General features: G+C 69.1%; 14 protein-coding genes. 5 read left to right on the forward strand and 9 right to left on the reverse strand.

What is annotated here, in order from left to right; all coding sequences use genetic code 11:
* Positions 1 to 27: 27 nt before the first annotated feature.
* The 3 genes from F603_RS0121865 to dnaB all read right to left on the reverse strand — a co-directional run bounded on the left by F603_RS0121865 (position 28) and on the right by dnaB (position 4,530).
* The gene (locus tag F603_RS0121865) at positions 28 to 828 is read right to left on the reverse strand and encodes a class I SAM-dependent methyltransferase (protein ID WP_026328624.1); all 801 of its coding nucleotides are present in this window, start codon (positions 826 to 828) and stop codon (positions 28 to 30) included.
* Positions 829 to 988: 160 nt separating this feature from the next.
* On the reverse strand, positions 989 to 1,525 hold the full coding sequence (locus F603_RS0121870; protein ID WP_026328625.1) for a GNAT family N-acetyltransferase: 537 nt from the start codon (positions 1,523 to 1,525) through the stop codon (positions 989 to 991).
* Positions 1,526 to 1,788: 263 nt separating this feature from the next.
* Entirely contained in the window at positions 1,789 to 4,530 is a 2,742-nt protein-coding gene (gene dnaB, locus F603_RS0121875; protein ID WP_019548092.1) for a replicative DNA helicase, read from the reverse strand.
* Positions 4,531 to 5,069: 539 nt separating this feature from the next.
* Between dnaB and F603_RS0121880 the strand changes: the two genes are divergently transcribed.
* Complete coding sequence (locus F603_RS0121880) at positions 5,070 to 6,443, forward strand: MATE family efflux transporter (RefSeq protein WP_019548093.1); 1,374 nt, start codon at positions 5,070 to 5,072, stop codon at positions 6,441 to 6,443.
* A 109-nt stretch (positions 6,444 to 6,552) separates the two neighbouring features.
* On the opposite strand, the gene rplI is transcribed toward F603_RS0121880, so the two are convergent.
* The 4 genes from rplI to rpsF form a co-directional block, all read right to left on the reverse strand.
* A complete protein-coding gene (rplI, locus tag F603_RS0121885) occupies positions 6,553 to 6,999 on the reverse strand; it encodes a 50S ribosomal protein L9 (protein WP_016906131.1) in 447 nt (148 codons plus the stop codon).
* A gap of 18 nt (positions 7,000 to 7,017) precedes the next feature.
* Complete coding sequence (gene rpsR / locus F603_RS0121890) at positions 7,018 to 7,254, reverse strand: 30S ribosomal protein S18 (RefSeq protein WP_003978893.1); 237 nt, start codon at positions 7,252 to 7,254, stop codon at positions 7,018 to 7,020.
* A gap of 58 nt (positions 7,255 to 7,312) precedes the next feature.
* The gene (locus F603_RS0121895; RefSeq protein ID WP_019548094.1) at positions 7,313 to 7,879 is read right to left on the reverse strand and encodes a single-stranded DNA-binding protein; all 567 of its coding nucleotides are present in this window, start codon (positions 7,877 to 7,879) and stop codon (positions 7,313 to 7,315) included.
* A 119-nt stretch (positions 7,880 to 7,998) separates the two neighbouring features.
* Positions 7,999 to 8,289: a 30S ribosomal protein S6 gene (gene rpsF / locus F603_RS0121900; RefSeq protein ID WP_019548095.1), complete on the reverse strand. Its 291-nt coding sequence runs from the start codon at positions 8,287 to 8,289 to the stop codon at positions 7,999 to 8,001.
* A 283-nt stretch (positions 8,290 to 8,572) separates the two neighbouring features.
* On the opposite strand from rpsF, the gene F603_RS0121905 reads away from it, so the two are divergent.
* From F603_RS0121905 to F603_RS0121915, 3 genes are all read left to right on the forward strand, one after another.
* Positions 8,573 to 8,887 carry a hypothetical protein gene (locus F603_RS0121905; protein WP_019548096.1) on the forward strand — a complete coding sequence of 105 codons (315 nt, stop codon included), beginning with the start codon at positions 8,573 to 8,575 and terminating at the stop codon, positions 8,885 to 8,887.
* A gap of 163 nt (positions 8,888 to 9,050) precedes the next feature.
* Positions 9,051 to 10,169 carry a lipid II:glycine glycyltransferase FemX gene (locus F603_RS0121910; RefSeq protein WP_019548097.1) on the forward strand — a complete coding sequence of 373 codons (1,119 nt, stop codon included), beginning with the start codon at positions 9,051 to 9,053 and terminating at the stop codon, positions 10,167 to 10,169.
* Positions 10,170 to 10,254: 85 nt separating this feature from the next.
* On the forward strand, positions 10,255 to 11,286 hold the full coding sequence (locus F603_RS0121915) for an alanine racemase (RefSeq protein ID WP_019548098.1): 1,032 nt from the start codon (positions 10,255 to 10,257) through the stop codon (positions 11,284 to 11,286).
* Between the two features lie 70 nt (positions 11,287 to 11,356).
* Here the strand turns inward: F603_RS0121915 and F603_RS0121920 are convergent, their stop codons facing one another.
* Positions 11,357 to 12,439, reverse strand: a complete 1,083-nt coding sequence (locus tag F603_RS0121920) for an inositol-3-phosphate synthase (RefSeq protein ID WP_019548099.1) — start codon at positions 12,437 to 12,439, stop codon at positions 11,357 to 11,359.
* A 44-nt stretch (positions 12,440 to 12,483) separates the two neighbouring features.
* Positions 12,484 to 13,185, reverse strand: a complete 702-nt coding sequence (locus F603_RS0121925; protein ID WP_019548100.1) for a PadR family transcriptional regulator — start codon at positions 13,183 to 13,185, stop codon at positions 12,484 to 12,486.
* 630 nt (positions 13,186 to 13,815) lie between these two features.
* Here F603_RS0121925 and F603_RS0121935 point away from each other — a divergent pair.
* On the forward strand, positions 13,816 to 16,416 hold the full coding sequence (locus tag F603_RS0121935) for a transglycosylase domain-containing protein (protein ID WP_026328626.1): 2,601 nt from the start codon (positions 13,816 to 13,818) through the stop codon (positions 16,414 to 16,416).
* Positions 16,417 to 16,432 lie beyond the last annotated feature (16 nt).

Here is a 16,432-nt window from a genome sequence, read left to right on the forward strand (position 1 = left end):
CGTCCTCGGCGGGACGTGCGCCCCGAGCTAGCCGGCCCGGCCGACGAGCAGGGAGACGTTGACGTGCTCGGGGAAGGGCTCTTCGCCCGGCAGCGCCTTTCGGATACTGGCCTCGAAGGCCGGTCGTCGATCGGCTGACGGTAGTTGCTCTGCGGGGATGGCGGAGTAGAGACCGCCGATGACTTGCTGGAAGCTCAGCTCGTCGGTGTAGGAGACGGTCGTACTCCGCAGGTCCGAGAAGCCCGCGTTTTCGAGTGCCTGCGCGTACCGGCTCCGGTCCCGAGCCGCGGTCCCGCAGGAGGCGGTCAGTTCGGTCTCGAAGTGCCGTTCCAGGCAGTGGCGCAGGGCACGGGACCAGGCGGCGTCCTGCAGCCACAGCGGTGCCCCGTTGGCTACCACGGCGACGCCTCCGCCTCCGCCTGCGCGGAACAGCGGAAGCAGGTCCCGGAACAGCTCTTCGTGCCGCATCCAGTGAAGGGCCTGTCCGACGACGGCCATCGCGAGGGAAGGCGCCCGGCCCAGCAGTCCCGCGAGGGCAGGGACGTCGGTGTCGGCACCGAGCACCCAGGCAATGTTGCGCACTTCTCGCTCACTCGCCGCCTCCCTTGCGAGACGCAGCATGTCCGGCTCGGGGTCCATACCGATCACCGACCGGACGCGGTCGGCCAGCGGAAGGGCGAGCTGCCCCGTTCCGCATCCGATGTCCAGGACGCTGTCCTCCCATGCCAGAGAGAAGTAGTCCTGAAGACGGTCGAGTACCCGCTCGGGATAACCGCGCCGGAACTTCGCGTAGTACTCGGCCACTTCACCACTGAACCCAACGGTCATGGGCGCACTATGTCGGCCGCAGGTGCACCTGGACAGCCTCGCGATCGGACGATCGCTGCGAGCGGAAACCGTTGCGGAGTGAGCCCCATAAATCGACTCGCCGTTGCTTCACTGACGCAAGTTGGAGGTGTCCCGCGCCAACGCCCTCGTCCGGGTCGGGTCACAGGCACTTGCGGTACCAGCGTTCCGCGTACGTCTCGTGATTGTGCGGCGCGGTTCGTTCGTACCCGCTGCGTTCGTACAGCGACCACGCCTCTGCCAGGTCGCTCCGGGTGTCGAGCAGCATGGTGCGGGCGCCGAGCGTCCGAGCTGCGTCCTCAGCGGCCGCGAGGAGAGCCGGGCCGCCGCCGGTACCGCGTGCTTCCTTGAGTACGAAGAGCCTCTTGAGCTCAGCGGCGGCTCGTCCTGACTCCCCCTGTGCCGTGCAGCAGCCGTTGAGAAGACGCACTCCCGCCGTCCCCGCTGGCTTCCCCTCGTACCGACCGAGCAGGAGCATCCCGGAGGGTGGCGTGAGCGTGGCGTGGTCGTTTGCTACGACGAGCTCGCGCTCCAACTCGTCGGCCGGGGTGTCCCGTTCTTCATGCGCCTGGAACCAGCGGTCGCTCACCTCCGTGTAATACGTACGCCACAGGGCGCGTGCGACGGAGGAAGCGGACGGCTCAGGGCAGACAGTCCAAGCGCTGGTCATGACTGCCATTCTCAAGTTGCCGCAGTCGGGCGCTGCAAGCGGATTTCCCAGCCCGGGGGCACCGACTTCCTGCCATTTCTCAGGTTCGATCGCCAAGCACTGGCGCGGTGACACGGACCTGAGTCTCACAGGTCGTGACCATCACGTGCTGAGCCGTGAAGTCATGTCCCCGCCGACGTGAGCGCTGTGCTGTCGACGGCTGTTCGACTGGAGGAGCAGAACCGCCCCTTCCGTGAAGGCGCGCCCCGGCGGGAAGCTGGTTACGAGCCCCCTCACGTCTGCGCCATGTCCACGAAGCGCGAGTAGTGGCCCTGGAAGGCGACGGTGATCGTCGCGGTCGGTCCGTTGCGGTGCTTGGCGACGATGAGGTCCGCCTCGCCCGCTCGGGGGGACTCCTTCTCGTAGGCGTCCTCGCGGTGGAGCAGGATGACCATGTCGGCATCCTGCTCGATCGATCCCGATTCGCGGAGGTCGGACACCATCGGCTTCTTGTCCGTGCGTTGTTCCGGACCGCGGTTGAGCTGACTGAGGGCGATCACCGGGACCTCCAACTCCTTGGCGAGGAGCTTGAGGTTCCGCGACATCTCGGAGACCTCCTGCTGGCGGCTCTCGGGCCGCCGGGAGCCGCCCGTCTGCATGAGCTGCAGGTAGTCGATGACGACGAGTTGGAGGTCGTTCCGCTGCTTCAGGCGGCGGCACTTGGCGCGGATCTCCATCATCGACAGGTTCGGGGAGTCGTCGATGTAGAGCGGCGCCTCGCTGACGCCGGGCATCTGACGGGCGAGCCGCGTCCAGTCCTCGTCGGTCATCGACCCGGACCGCATGTGGTGGAGCGCCACCCTCGCCTCCGCGGAGAGCAGCCGCATTGCGATCTCGTTGCGCCCCATCTCCAGCGAGAAGATGACGCTCGGCATGTTGTGCTTCACGGAGCACGCTCGCGCGAAATCCAGGGCGAGGGTGGAGTTGTGGGTGGGGATCATCGAACGAGTCGCCAGATACAGGTGAGCGGGGTTGTCCACCTGGACGCACCGCACCGGAACCGATGCGACCTGTTCCACCTTCTCGACGAACCGCTGCTTCAGCCTCGGCGTCGCCCGGCGACGCCGAGCCAGGTGCGCCTGCCGCTTCCTCTCCAGCCGGAACACGTCGTCGTCCGTGGTGAAAGTGACGACATAGCAGGTCGAGGAGGACTGAGAGCGACCCTCGACCGGCTTCTTCCACATCCCGCACCGGTAGCCCAGGCCCAGCACCAACTCGCGGAAGCTTTGGGCAAGGGCTCGGTTGGTAACAGCAAACTGGACCGAACCCGTGGCGTTCACGGTCCCGTCGGTGTCGAGGAGACCGGCGAGCAGGGCCCTGCGCTGGCCGACAGAGGCACGCAGATACTCCTCGGGGATGTGCTTGTTTCCCAGCACTCCCATCTCCCGCAGGAGTACGAGAAGACTGCCGTGCTTCCTGGTGCAGGAGGCGCAACGGGGTTCGACGAACGCCGAGAAGCAACGGGCGCCGCAGTCGACACAGGCGGAGTGCGGAACCGGCGGGGAGAGGAAGCGTGCCCGTCCTCCGCAGGACCTTCCGCATGAACGCACATGCGGAAGCCTTGGGGCGAAGGCCGCACCGCACACCGCGCATGACCGCTCGACGCGTTCCGGAGCGGCCACCGCCGAAGCCGGGGCGTAGGTCATCCTGGAGTTGCCGACCCGACGAGCTGTGAAACCATCCTTCCGGAGGTGGCCCAACAACTCCGGGTCCGCGGTGGTGAGCCGCGCCGCGGCCCCCGTGCCGTCTCCAAGCCACGCGCCGAGCGTGTACGGCGGCACCGGCAGCTCTCGCTCGGGGAGGTCGAGCGGCTCGGTGGTGCGTACGGAGTGGTTCAGGCGCTGATCGGCGGTGTCGCAGTGCACCGTGCGGGCGATCTCCTCCGTCGTCTTCACCGAGGGGAAGCTCCGTCGATTGCGGTGGTGTCCGACGGTGGCCTCCTGCCCCGAACGGCGGGAGGCTCGGGTCTCTGTGAGCCACTGGTGCTGCGCATCGGCAACGACGCTCGTCCCGTCGTCGAAGGTGATCCTGTAGCAGGGCCGGTCGTTCAGGACGTCCGTCGCGGCGACGACGCGCGTTGGCCTTCCGTCGGCGTCGAGCAGGAAGTCGCCCTGCTGCACGTCGCCCATGGTCGTCCAACCGTCGGGGGTCGGCAGCGGAGTGTCGAGAGCCAGAGCTTTGCCCATGGCAGGGCGGGCCGCGATGACGACCATCTGCCCGGGGTGGAGGCCGTTGGTGAGGGAGTCGAGGTCGGTGATGCCGGTGGGGACGCCGGTCATCTGGCCGCTGCGGGAGCCGATCGCCTCGATCTCGTCTAGGGCGCCCTCCATGATGTCGCTGAGCGGGAGGTAGTCCTCCGAGGTGCGTTGCTCGGTGACGGCGTAGATCTCCGCCTGGGCCGTGTTGACGATGTCGTCGACGTCGCCGTCCGCCGCGTATCCCATCTGCGTGATCCGTGTGCCCGCCTCCACGAGGCGGCGCAGCACGGCCTGTTCACGGACGATCTCCGCGTAGTACTCGGCGTTCGCCGCCGTCGGCACGACCTGGACGAGCGACTGCACGTACCCCGGGCCGCCGACCCGCCCGATCTGGCCCCTGCGCGTCAACTCCGCGGTGACGGTGATGGGGTCGGCCGGCTCGCCCTTGGCGTAGAGGTCGAGGATCGCCGCGTAGACGGTCTCGTGCGCGGGGCGGTAGAAGTCCTGGCCCTGGAGGACCTCGACGACGTCGGCGATCGCGTCCTTGGAGAGGAGCATGCCGCCGAGGACCGACTGCTCCGCCTCGAGGTCCTGCGGCGGCACGCGCTCGAAGGCGCTGCGCGGTGCCTCGTCGGAGCGCTCGTGCTGCTCGGCGAGTGCGGCCGAACGCGGCCCGTCCGCCCGGCCGTTGGCGGACTGCCGGGCGACGGGGAGGTTCCGGCCGCCGCTCTCCTCGGCGGCCCAGGGGTCGTCGAGGTGCTCCGGTTGCTGAGTCATCCCGCCCCTCCTCCCGTCTTCTGCCGTCCCGGCTGGGGTGCCGCTCCCTCCCGAGCACGGCGCCCCTCTTTCCTACGGCACCGCGCTGACAAACCCCGACACCGACGTCGCCCGTCCTCACCCCGCACCTGCCGAGGCCGTACGAGCCGAAAAGGCATGATGAAGCGGAGGTTGCCGGGGGAGGCCGAGGGACCGACTCCCGGGTGGGCGACGCTCAACGCTATGCGGGACCCGGGGTTCAGCCAATCTTGTTATCCACAGGCCGGTGTGGATAGTGCACCGCTCCCTGTGGAGAACTCCGCCAAAGCTGTGCACGACACGGGGGACGACGCTGTGGAGAACTCCGACTCCCCATCCACGTACCGCGATTGACCTGCAAGAACACCATCCACTGCCTGTGCGGGGAAAAAACCCGCGAGGTTGCGTCACACTCGTCGGCGCCCACGACCACGGAGGGTGGACGCATCCGCTCCGCACCGCGATGCGTAACAGACCCAACTACCTTGCACTCATTACCTGTGGATGCTTGTATCGCACGCATGAGTCGCCGGTCCCCCTCCTCGCCCTCCCCCTCTCCGGACTCCCCAGGGGGACGCCGCTCGGCCCGCGGGCACGACCGCGAGATTCTCGCACTGGCGCTCCCCGCCTTCGGCGCTCTCGTCGCCGAACCGCTCTTCCTCATGGCGGACAGCGCCGTCGTCGGACACCTCGGCACTCCCCAACTCGCCGGCCTCGGCGTCGCGTCGGCGCTCCTACAGACCTTCGTCAACGTCTTCGTCTTCCTCGCCTACGCCACGACCGCAGCCGTCGCCCGCAGGCTCGGCGCGGGCGACCTCCCTTCCGCGCTCCGCCAGGGCATCGACGGTATCTGGCTCGCGATCGGGCTCGGCATCGTCGTCGCGGGCGCAGCCCTCGTCGCGGCGCCCGCGCTCATCGACCTCTTCGGCGCCTCGCCGACCGCGCACCCCTACGCCGTCACCTACCTCCGCGTCAGCGCCCTCGGCATCCCCGCCATGCTCATAGTCCTCGCCGCCACGGGCGTGCTCCGCGGACTCCAGGACACCCGCACGCCGCTCTACGTCGCCGTCGGCGGCTTCTCCGCCAACCTCGTGCTCAACGTGGCGCTCGTCTACGGCGCCGGGTTCGGCATCGCCGGCTCCGCCTGGGGGACGGTGATCGCCCAGTACGGGATGGCGGCCGTCTACCTCCGCGTCGTCATCAAGGGCGCCCGGAAGCACCGCACTCCGCTCCGTCCCGAGCTCGCCGGCGTGCGCGCCAGCGCGCAGGCGGGCGCCCCCCTGCTGATCCGCACGCTCTCGCTCCGCGCCGTGCTCATGATCGCCACCGCCGTCGCAGCCCGGCTCGGCGACGCCGACGTCGCCGCCCACCAGATCACGCTCACCCTCTGGTCGTTGCTCTCCTTCGCGCTCGACGCCATCGCCATCGCCGGCCAGGCGATCATCGGCCGCTACCTGGGCGCGGGGGACGAGGCAGGCGCACGCGCCGCCTGCCGGCGGATGGTCCAGTGGGGCGTGCTCTCCGGAGCCGTGCTCGGTGCGCTCGTGGCGCTCGTACGGCCGGTCTTCATGCCGCTCTTCACCACCGACCGGACCGTCATCGACCACCTGACACCCGTGCTGCTGGTGGTGGCCGTCACGGCGCCCGTCGCGGGCGTCGTCTTCGTCCTCGACGGCGTCCTCATGGGCGCGGGCGACGGCCCGTACCTCGCCGGCGCCATGCTGGTGACGCTCGCCGTATTCGCACCCGTCGCCGTGCTCGTCCCGACGCTCGGCGGCGGAATCACCGCGCTCTGGTGGACGATCGCCGGCCTGATGATGTCGGTCCGGCTCGTCACGCTGTGGCTCCGGATGCGCTCCGGCCGCTGGATCGTGACGGGCGCCGTCCGCGGCTGAGCCGGGCACGACGAGCCGAGCCCGAGCACGGCGAAGGGCCGCACCCCGAAGGGTGCGGCCCTCGCTGCGTCGGACCGCGGCGTGCCGCCGCGGTGCGTGGAGGCGCGGCTCAGGCCGCGGCGACCTCCACGTCGACGTCGGCCGCGACATCGGCGTGCAGCTGGACCGAGACCTGGTGCGAGCCCAGGGACTTGATCGGCTTGCCCACCGCGATACGGCGCTTGTCGACCTCGGGACCACCGGCCGCCTTGATCCCGCCGGCGATGTCGGCGGGGGTCACGGAGCCGAAGAGCCGGCCCTGGTCGCCGGCGCGCACCTGCAGGCGCACGGTGACGCCCTCAAGCTGCTCCTTGACCTGGTTGGCCTGCTCGATGGTGGCGATCTCGTGGATCTTGCGGGCCCGGCGGATCTGCTCGACGTCCTTCTCGCCACCCTTGGTCCAGCGGATCGCGAGCTTCCGCGGGACCAGGTAGTTGCGGGCGTACCCGTCCTTGACGTCGACGACGTCGCCGGCGGCGCCGAGACCCGACACCTCGTTGGTGAGGATGATCTTCATCTGACGGTCATCCTTCCTTTAGCGCGCGGTCGACGTGTAGGGCAGCAGCGCCATCTCACGGCTGTTCTTCACGGCCGTGGCGACGTCGCGCTGGTGCTGGGTGCAGTTGCCGGTGACCCGGCGGGCACGGATCTTGCCGCGGTCGGAGATGAACTTCCGCAGCAGGTTCGTGTCCTTGTAGTCGACGTAGGAGATCTTCTCCTTGCAGAACACGCAAACCTTCTTCTTCGGCTTGCGAGCAGGCGGCTTCGCCATCGTCTCTCTCCAATGAATCTCAAGAAGTGTGCAGCTATCTCACGAGCTGCCCCTCGGCCTAGAAGGGAGGCTCGTCCGAGTAGCCACCGCCGGAGCCGCCGCCCCAGCCACCGCCACCGCCCTGGCCACCGGCCGGAGCGCCGGTCGCCCACGGGTCGCCCGCGGGGCCGCCCTGCTGACCGCCCTGGCCGCCGGAGCCGCCGCCCCAGCCACCGCCGCCGCTCTGGCCACCGCCGAAGCCGCCGCCCTGACCGCCGCGGCCGCTGGTCTTGGTGACCTTGGCCGTGGCGTTGCGGAGGCTGGCGCCGACCTCGTCGACGTCGAGCTCGTAGACCGTGCGCTTGATGCCCTCGCGGTCCTCGTAGGAACGCTGCTTCAGGCGTCCCTGCACGAGGACGCGGGTCCCCTTGGTGAGGGACTCGGCGACGTTCTCCGCGGCCTGCCGCCAGACCGAGCAGGTGAGGAAGAGGCTTTCGCCGTCCTTCCACTCGCTCGTCTGCCGGTCGAAGATGCGCGGGGTGGACGCGACACGGAACTTCGCGACCGCCGCGCCTGAGGGCGTGAAGCGCAGCTCGGGGTCGTCGACGAGATTGCCGACGACCGTGATGACGGTCTCGCCTGCCATGGGTGAACCTCTCGGCGGGGTGGTGCTGGCTGTCGGCGTCCCTGGTACGGCCTGCGGCCGCTGCGGGGTGCCGGTTGGTGGGTGCTACTCGGTTTCCCTGCCGTCGCTGAGCGCGGGGCTCAACGCCCGGTGGGGCGGAGGACCTTGGTCCGCAGGACCGACTCGTTCAGGTTCATCTGGCGGTCGAGCTCCTTGACGACCGCAGGCTCGGCCTGCAGGTCGAGGACCGAGTAGACGCCCTCGGGCTTCTTGTTGATCTCGTACGAGAGACGACGACGGCCCCAGGTGTCGACCTTCTCGACCTTCCCCTCGCCCTCGCGGACGACGGAAAGGAAGCTCTCGATCAGGGGGGCGACAGCGCGCTCCTCCAGATCGGGGTCGAGGATGACCATCACCTCGTAGTGACGCATGTGGAACCCACCTCCTCTGGACTCGGCGGCCACGGTCTTTCCGTGGCAGGAGGGTCTATGCGTAGGGTCCGCACACCGGCCCTCGTCCCGCCGTGGTGCGCCGGAGCGCGTGCGGCGCGGGTGGGTCGGAGCGCAGACCGTACAGCGTACCCAACGCGTGCCTTCCGGTTGAAATCCGGGCGGATCTCGGCGCAATCTGGACACCTCGGGTGTGAGCGGCGTCACCCAGCACCGCCGCACCACCGCCCCGGAAACCCCGGGCGTCACGGCTGGAGGTGCCCCCATGGCACAGGCAGTACGGCGCAGGTCGCTCTCTCCGCTCGCCCTCCTCAACAGCGACGGGAAGGCGCACCCCAAGGAGAACAGCCTCGCCCTCGCGACGGTCGTCCTCGGCCTCGTCGCAGCCCTCACCAACTTCTGGCCCGGCCTCCACATGATCAGCTCCTGGACGGGCCTCGCCGGCATCCTCGTCGGCGGTGCGGGACTGATGATCTCGGTGACGACGGCGGAGCGCTTCCTGCTGGTGGTCGGACTCGGCGCCGCGGGGGTGGGCTTCTTCCTCGGGGTGGCGCACGGCGGGCTGTGGGGCGGGCTCTGAGCGACGCCTCGCGGAACGGCCGAACTCCCCGCCGTAGCACGGCTCAGCGGTCGAGGGCTGACCGGAACGGCGGCCCCCGCCGGGCAGTAGGCTTCGCGGCGAGCCTCCCAGCGCCGCGCCTGGGGGCGCCCGAGCCGAGCCCCGCCGGAGGAGCCGTCCCACCATGAGTCTGACCCTGAGGACCATCAGCCGTGAGCAGCACCTGGCATACGTCCAGAGCCTCCCCTCGGCGAGCCACTGCCAGGTGCCCGCGTGGGCGGACGTGAAGAGCGAGTGGCGGTCGGAGAACCTCGGTTGGTTCGACGCCTCAGGCGAGCTCGTCGGCGTCGGGCTCGTGCTCTACCGGCAGTTGCCCAAGGTGAAGCGGTACCTCGCGTACCTCCCCGAGGGCCCGGTGATCAACTGGTACTCGCCGCACCTCGAGGAGTGGCTCCAGCCGATGCTCGCGCACCTCAAACACCAGGGCGCGTTCTCGGTGAAGATGGGCCCCCCGGTGGTGATCCGTCGCTGGGACGCCCAGGCGATCAAGAAGGGCATCCAGGACGACGAGGTCAAGCGGCTGCGGGACATCGAGGCGACGGAGATCGAGCCGCGCGCCTTCGAGGTCGCGGACCGGCTGCGCCGTATGGGATGGCAGCAGGGCGAGGACGGCGGGGCCGGCTTCGGCGACGTCCAGCCCAGGTACGTCTTCCAGGTACCGCTGGAGGGGCGCTCGCTGGAGGAGGTCCACAAGGGCTTCAACCAGCTCTGGCGGCGCAACATCAAGAAGGCCGACAAGGCCGGCGTCCAGGTGGTCCAGGGCGGGCTCGACGACCTCGACGAGTGGCAGCGGCTCTACGAGATCACCGCCGAGCGCGATCACTTCAGGCCCCGCCCCAAGGCGTACTTCGAGCGCATGTGGCGCGTACTCAACGCGGAGGACCCCAACCGCATGCGCCTGTACTTCGCCGAGCACGAGGGCGAACGGATCGCGGCCGCGACGATGCTCGTCGTCGGCGGGCACGTCTGGTACTCCTACGGCGCCTCGGCGAACCACAAGCGCGAGGTGCGCCCGTCCAACGCGATGCAGTGGCGGATGCTCCAGGACGCGTACGCGCTCGGCGCGAGCGTCTACGACCTCCGCGGCATCAGCGACGCGCTCGACGAGAACGACCACCTCTTCGGCCTGATCCAGTTCAAGGTGGGCACCGGCGGGCAGGCTGCCGAGTACCTCGGCGAGTGGGACTTCCCGCTCAATAAGCTTCTCCACAAGGCGCTCGACCTCTACATGTCGCGGCGCTGAGAGCCCCCGAAGTTCCGCGACCGACCCGACGCCTCACGCAGGCCCCCACCCCCACCACCGGAAGAAGAAAGGTGCCGTACCGGCCATGGCGCTCACCCTCTACGTCGATACCGATCGCTGGCGGGCGCACCAGCAGTCGGTGATTCAGCAGTTCCCCGGCATCGTCCCGGTCTGCAAGGGCAACGGCTACGGGTTCGGGCACGAGCGCCTCGCGGAGGAGGCGCACCGCTTCGGCAGCGACATCCTCGCTGTCGGAACGACCTACGAGGCCGCGCGCACCAAGGACTTCTTCGGCGGCGACCTCCTCGTCCTCACGCCGTTCCGGAAGGACGAGGAGCCGGTTCCGCTGCCGGACCGCGCGATCCGCTCGGTCTCCTCTGTGGAGGGGGTCGGGCTGATGCGCGGCGCGCGCGTGGTGATCGAGGTGATGAGCAGCATGAAGCGGCACGGAGTCACCGAGGAGGAGCTGCCTCAACTCCACGCCGCCATAGACGAGATCCGGCTGGAGGGCTTCGCGATCCACCTGCCGCTCGACCGCACCGACGGCTCCTCGGCCGTCGAGGAGGTCATCGGCTGGATGGACCGGCTGCGGGCCGCCCGGCTGCCGCTCGACACCATGTTCGTCAGCCACCTGAAGCCCGACGAGTTCGCCGTGCTCCAGCAGCAGTTCCCGCAGACCAACTTCCGCGCCCGGATCGGCACCCACCTCTGGCTCGGGGACGCTGACGCGACCGAGTACCGGGGCGCCATCCTCGACGTCACGCCCGTCGTCAAGGGCGACAGGTTCGGCTACCGGCAACAGAAGGCCGCGGGGGACGGTTGGTTGGTGGTGGTCGCGGGCGGCACCTCGCACGGTGTGGGGCTGGAGTCGCCGAAGGCGCTCCACGGCATGACGTCGCGGGCGAAGGGCGTGGCGCGGGCCGGCCTCGCGACCGTCAACCGGAACCTGGCGCCGTTCCTGTGGGGCGGCAAGCAGCGGTGGTTCGCGGAGCCGCCGCACATGCAGGTCTCGATCCTCTTCGTCCCCTCGGAGGCGCCCGAGCCGAAGGTGGGCGAGGAGCTGACGGCGATCCTGCGGCACACGACGACGACGGTCGACCGCACCGTGGACGCCTGACACCTCCGTCGCGACGCGCGAGGGCGGCCCCGCACCGGTGCGGGGCCGCCCTCGTGCGCGGGTGCGAGCGTCAGCGCTCGACTTTGCCGTCGATGAAGTCCTGGACGTTCTGGCGGGCTTCGTCGTCGTAGTACTGCACGGGCGGGGACTTCATGAAGTACGAGGAGGCGGAGAGGATCGGGCCGCCGACGCCGCGGTCCTTCGCGATCTTCGCGGCGCGGAGCGCGTCGATGATGACGCCGGCCGAGTTCGGGGAGTCCCAGACCTCCAGCTTGTACTCGAGGTTGAGCGGGACGTCGCCGAACGCGCGTCCCTCCAGGCGGACATAGGCCCACTTGCGGTCGTCGAGCCAGGCGACGTAGTCCGAGGGGCCGATGTGGACGTTGTCGCTGCCGAGGTCGCGGTCGCGGATCTGCGAGGTGACGGCCTGCGTCTTCGAGATCTTCTTCGACTCCAGGCGGTCGCGCTCCAGCATGTTCTTGAAGTCCATGTTGCCGCCGACGTTGAGCTGCATCGTGCGGTCGAGGACCACGCCGCGGTCCTCGAAGAGCTTCGCCATCACACGGTGCGTGATCGTGGCGCCCACCTGCGACTTGATGTCGTCGCCGACGATCGGCACCCCGGCCTCTGTGAACTTGTCGGCCCACTCCTTGGTGCCCGCGATGAAGACCGGCAGTGCGTTGACGAAGGCGACGCCCGCGTCGATGGCGCACTGCGCGTAGAACTCCGCGGCCTCCTGCGAACCGACCGGCAGGTAGCAGACGAGGACGTCGGCGCCGGACTCGCGGAGCGCCGCCACCACGTCGACCGGCTCCTGCTCGGACTCCTCGACCGTCTCGCGGTAGTACCGCCCGAAGCCGTCCAGGGTGCGCCCGCGCTGGACCGGGACGCCCGCCGAGGGGACGTCGCAGATCTTGATGGTGTTGTTCTCGCTGGCGCCGATGGCGTCGGTGAGGTCGAGGCCCACCTTCTTCGCGTCCACGTCGAACGCGGCGACGAACTCGACGTCGCGCACGTGGTAGTCGCCGAACTGCACGTGCATCAGACCCGGCACCTTGCTGTCCGGATCAGCGTCCTTGTAGTACTCCACGCCCTGCACGAGCGACGCGGCGCAGTTGCCCACGCCGGCGATGGCTACTCGAACCGAACCCATTCCGGTTGCTCCCTGGTTTCTCGATGAGGCCCGCCCGGCGGGCCTTAGATGTCGTTCTCTTCGGATCGCTCCGGCCGGCCGCCCTCCCGGCGCCGGTCGGGACCGTCCGAGTCTCGGGTGCGGCGTCGCCCGAACACCGGGCCCTGTGCGGTGTCCGTTTCGGCGGCGCGGTGCGTGCCCTCGTCGCCGGCGGCTCGCTCGGACTCGATGAGCTCGTTGAGCCAGCGGACCTCGCGCTCGACGGACTCCATGCCGTGGCGCTGGAGTTCGAGGGTGTAGTCGTCGAGGCGCTCGCGGGTGCGGGCGAGCGAGGCGCGCATCCGCGCGAGCCGCTCCTCCAGCCGCGTACGGCGTCCCTCCAGGACCCGCATACGGACATCGCGCGAGGTCTGGCCGAAGAAGGCGAAGCGGACGCCGAAGTGCTCGTCCTCCCACGCGTCGGGGCCCGACTGCGTCAGCAGCTCCTCGAAGTGCTCCTTCCCCTCGGCGGTCAGCCGGTAGACGATCTTGGCGCGACGTCCGGAGATCGCCGCCGACTGTGGCCCCTCGGCCGCGGCCGGGGACTCCTCGGCGAGCCAGCCGCGTTGGACGAGCGCCTTGAGGCAGGGGTAGAGCGAGCCGTAGCTGAACGCCCGGAAGACGCCGAGCGAGGTGTTGAGCCGCTTGCGCAACTCGTAGCCGTGCATCGGTGCTTCGCGCAGCAGGCCGAGCACGGCGAACTCGAGGACGCCCGAGCGTCTGCTCATCCTCCGTCGTCCTCCCTGCTCCGTCGATGCCTGCGGATGCGGTGCCGCACCGCCGAACGCCCGTACCGGCGCGTGCCGTTGTCGTCCGCATCGAGCGGGCACGCCTGCGAACGCCGGGCGGGCCGCCGGTGCTGGTCGAGCATCGGCGGTGAGCGCTTCCTGCCGAGCCGTGCCCTCGTCGGGTGCGGTGCCTGCGAGGTGTGCTCGCCGCTGTACCGCGTACCTGTCTCGGGCTGATGTATCGACTCGATACATCAAGACGATAGGCGGGGCGCACGCGTGCGACAAGTGGGGCCTGGGTGAAGGCACTCACATCGCTGATTCGGTGCCAGAGGTTTGTTTCGATTGAGGTGAATACCCGTTAAAGAGGGTTTTGGAGCTGCGTAGTCTGTCGGCTGTGCTGACAGCAACTGGGAACCGTGCGACGCGCTTGTGCGTCCTCGTCCTGGGTGCAGTGCGGCTGTCTCCGAAGCGACGGAAGCCGCGGACGCCGACGCCGCACACGCCGAGTGCGGCCTGGCAGTCGCGCGGTCTACGGGCCTCGCGGGGGAGCGGCCGCACTCAGGGGGACCAGACGTCAACTGCCACCTTCAGGCGCGAGCGCCGCCTGCCCGAGGAGTAGCTGTTCCAATGAGCGAGCACCGTCGAAAGCCGCCGCAGGGGCGCGGCCGACGCGCGGCGCAGCCGTCGCCCGGCCGTCGCGCAGCGTCGCGCGGCGCCGATCCTTCTGCGTACGGCAGCCGCGCCGAGGCGAGGCGTGCAGCCCAGGGTGGCGGTGGGGGAAGGCGTCGTGCCGCCGCGTCCGGGATGGCCGCGGGGGGTGGCGGCCGGCGAGCGGCGCGTGCGTCGGGGAAGAAGCGCTTCATCGACTACCCGCGCTCCGACCGGGACGGGCTGCGCCGCTGGATTCCGTCGTGGAAGCAGATCCTCGGGACGTGTGTCGGCTTTCTCGGGCTGCTCGTCGCCATGGCCGGTGTCGCGTACGCGATGGTGGAGGTCCCCGACCCGAACGCGCAGGCCCAGCAGGAGAAGAACGTCTACTACTGGGCCGACGGCAAGCAGATGGTCGTCGCGGGCGAGGGGGAACACAACCGGCAGATCGTGCCGTTGACCCAGATCCCCGAGTCGATGCAGTGGGCGGTCATCGCGGCGGAGAACGAGACGTTCTACGAGGACGCGGGCGTCGACCCGATGGGCATCGTCCGGGCGCTCGGCCGGATGGCGATGGGCGGCGACACTCAGTCGGGGTCGACGATCACGCAGCAGTACGTCAAGAACACCTACCTCGACCAGTCGCAGACGCTCTCCCGGAAGTTCAAGGAACTCTTCATCTCGGTCAAGGTCGGCGCCGAGAAGGACAAGGGCGAGATCCTCGAGGGCTACCTCAACACCGCGTACTACGGCCGCGGCGCTTACGGCATCCAGGCCGCCGCGCAGGCGTACTTCGGCAAGGACTCCAAGGACCTCGACGCGAGCGAGAGCGCCTACCTCGCCTCCACGCTCAACGGCCCGAACTTCTACGACACCGAGGGCGGCATCGGCGAGCAGGCCACCAAGGAGAAGAACATCAAGCGGGCCGAGGGGAGGTGGTCCTGGACCCTCGACCGCGAGGTGGCGATCGGCCGGATGACCAAGGCGGAGCGGGCGAAGTACGACGAGTTCCCGATGCCCAAGCGGCCGAAGAAGTCGACCGAACTCAAGGGCCAGATCGGCTACATGGTCAATCTCGCCAACAACTACATCACCAACGACCCGGACAGCGGCATCACCAAGCGCCAGCTGGAAAAGGGCGGCTACAAGATCTACACCACGTTCGATCGCAAGAAGACCGACCATCTCAAGGCGGCGATCGAGAAGGTCAAGAAGGCGAACATCGACCCGAAGAAGCGGAAGGTCGACAAGTACGTCCAGTTCGGCGGTGCCTCGGTGAAACCGGGCGACGGTGCGATCCAGGCGATCTACGGCGGTGAGGACGCCACCACGCACTTCACCAACAACGCGGACTACACCGGCGTCCAGGTCGGTTCCACCTTCAAGCCGTTCGTCCTCGCCGCCGCGATGCGCGACGGCGTACGCGACCCCGACGGCCCACCCACCCAGGGCGCCGACAGCCGCACCCCCGTCTCACCCAAGTCGGTCTACAACGGCAACAACAAGGTCAAACTGCGCAACTACAACGGCTCGATCTGGAGGAACAAGGAGGGGAAGGAGTGGAACCAGCGCAACGACGGCAACCAGAGCTACGGCGACGTCGACCTGCGTACGGCCATGAAGGAGTCCATCAACACCCCCTTCATCCAGCTCGGCATGGACGTCGGCCTCGACAAGGTGCGGCAGTCGGCGCTCGACGCCGGCGTCAACGAGGAGTCGCTTCCGAAGAACCCCACGCCGACGTTCTCGCTCGGCGTCTCGGCACCGAGCGCGATCCGCATGGCGAACGCCTACGGCACCTTCGCCAAGAGCGGTGTCGAGGCCGAGCCGTACTCGGTGCGGAAGGTGGAGAAGGAGGGTGAGGTCGCCTTCCAGAACCGGAAGGCGACGACCAACGCCTTCGACGCCGCCGTCGCCGACAACGTCACCGACCTCCTGCGCACCGTGGTCGAGGACGGTACGGGCAGCGCGGCACAGGGGCTCGGCCGCCCGGCCGCAGGCAAGACCGGTACCACCGACGGCAACAAGTCCTCCTGGTTCACCGGCTACACACCGCAGTTGGCCACCTCGATCGGCATGTGGCGGGTGAACGACCAGGCGAAGCAGCAGAAGTTCCTCGAGATGTACGGCGTCGGCGGCCAGAAGGAGATCCACGGCGCCTCCTTCCCCGCCGAGATCTGGACGTCGTACATGAAGGCGGCGCTCGAGAACAGCCCCGTCCAGCAGTTCCCGACCCCCACTCCGCTCGGCGACAAGGTCTACGGGGACGGCGCCAGCCCGACGCCGACGGAGACGCCGACCACCCCCACGGAGGAGCCGTCCGAGGAGCCCACCGAGGAGGAGCCGTCGGAGACGCCTTCGCGTGAACCCTCGGAGACCCCCTCCGACGACGAGAGCTGCCACCCGTTCGACCCGAAGTGCAAGGACGAGGGCGACGACGGCGGCACCGAGGGCAATGGCGGAGGCGACCAGGGTCAGGAGAACGGCGGCGGAGGCGGCAGTACCGACCCGGGCGATGACGAAGGCCAGGACGAGGGAAGCATATTCGGCAACAACGGTGCCGCCTTCCGCAGGGAGTAGGCGCAACACCTGAGTA

Origin of the sequence: Streptomyces sulphureus DSM 40104 (assembly GCF_000381025.1) — a bacterium.
Classification (GTDB): domain Bacteria; phylum Actinomycetota; class Actinomycetes; order Streptomycetales; family Streptomycetaceae; genus Streptomyces; species Streptomyces sulphureus.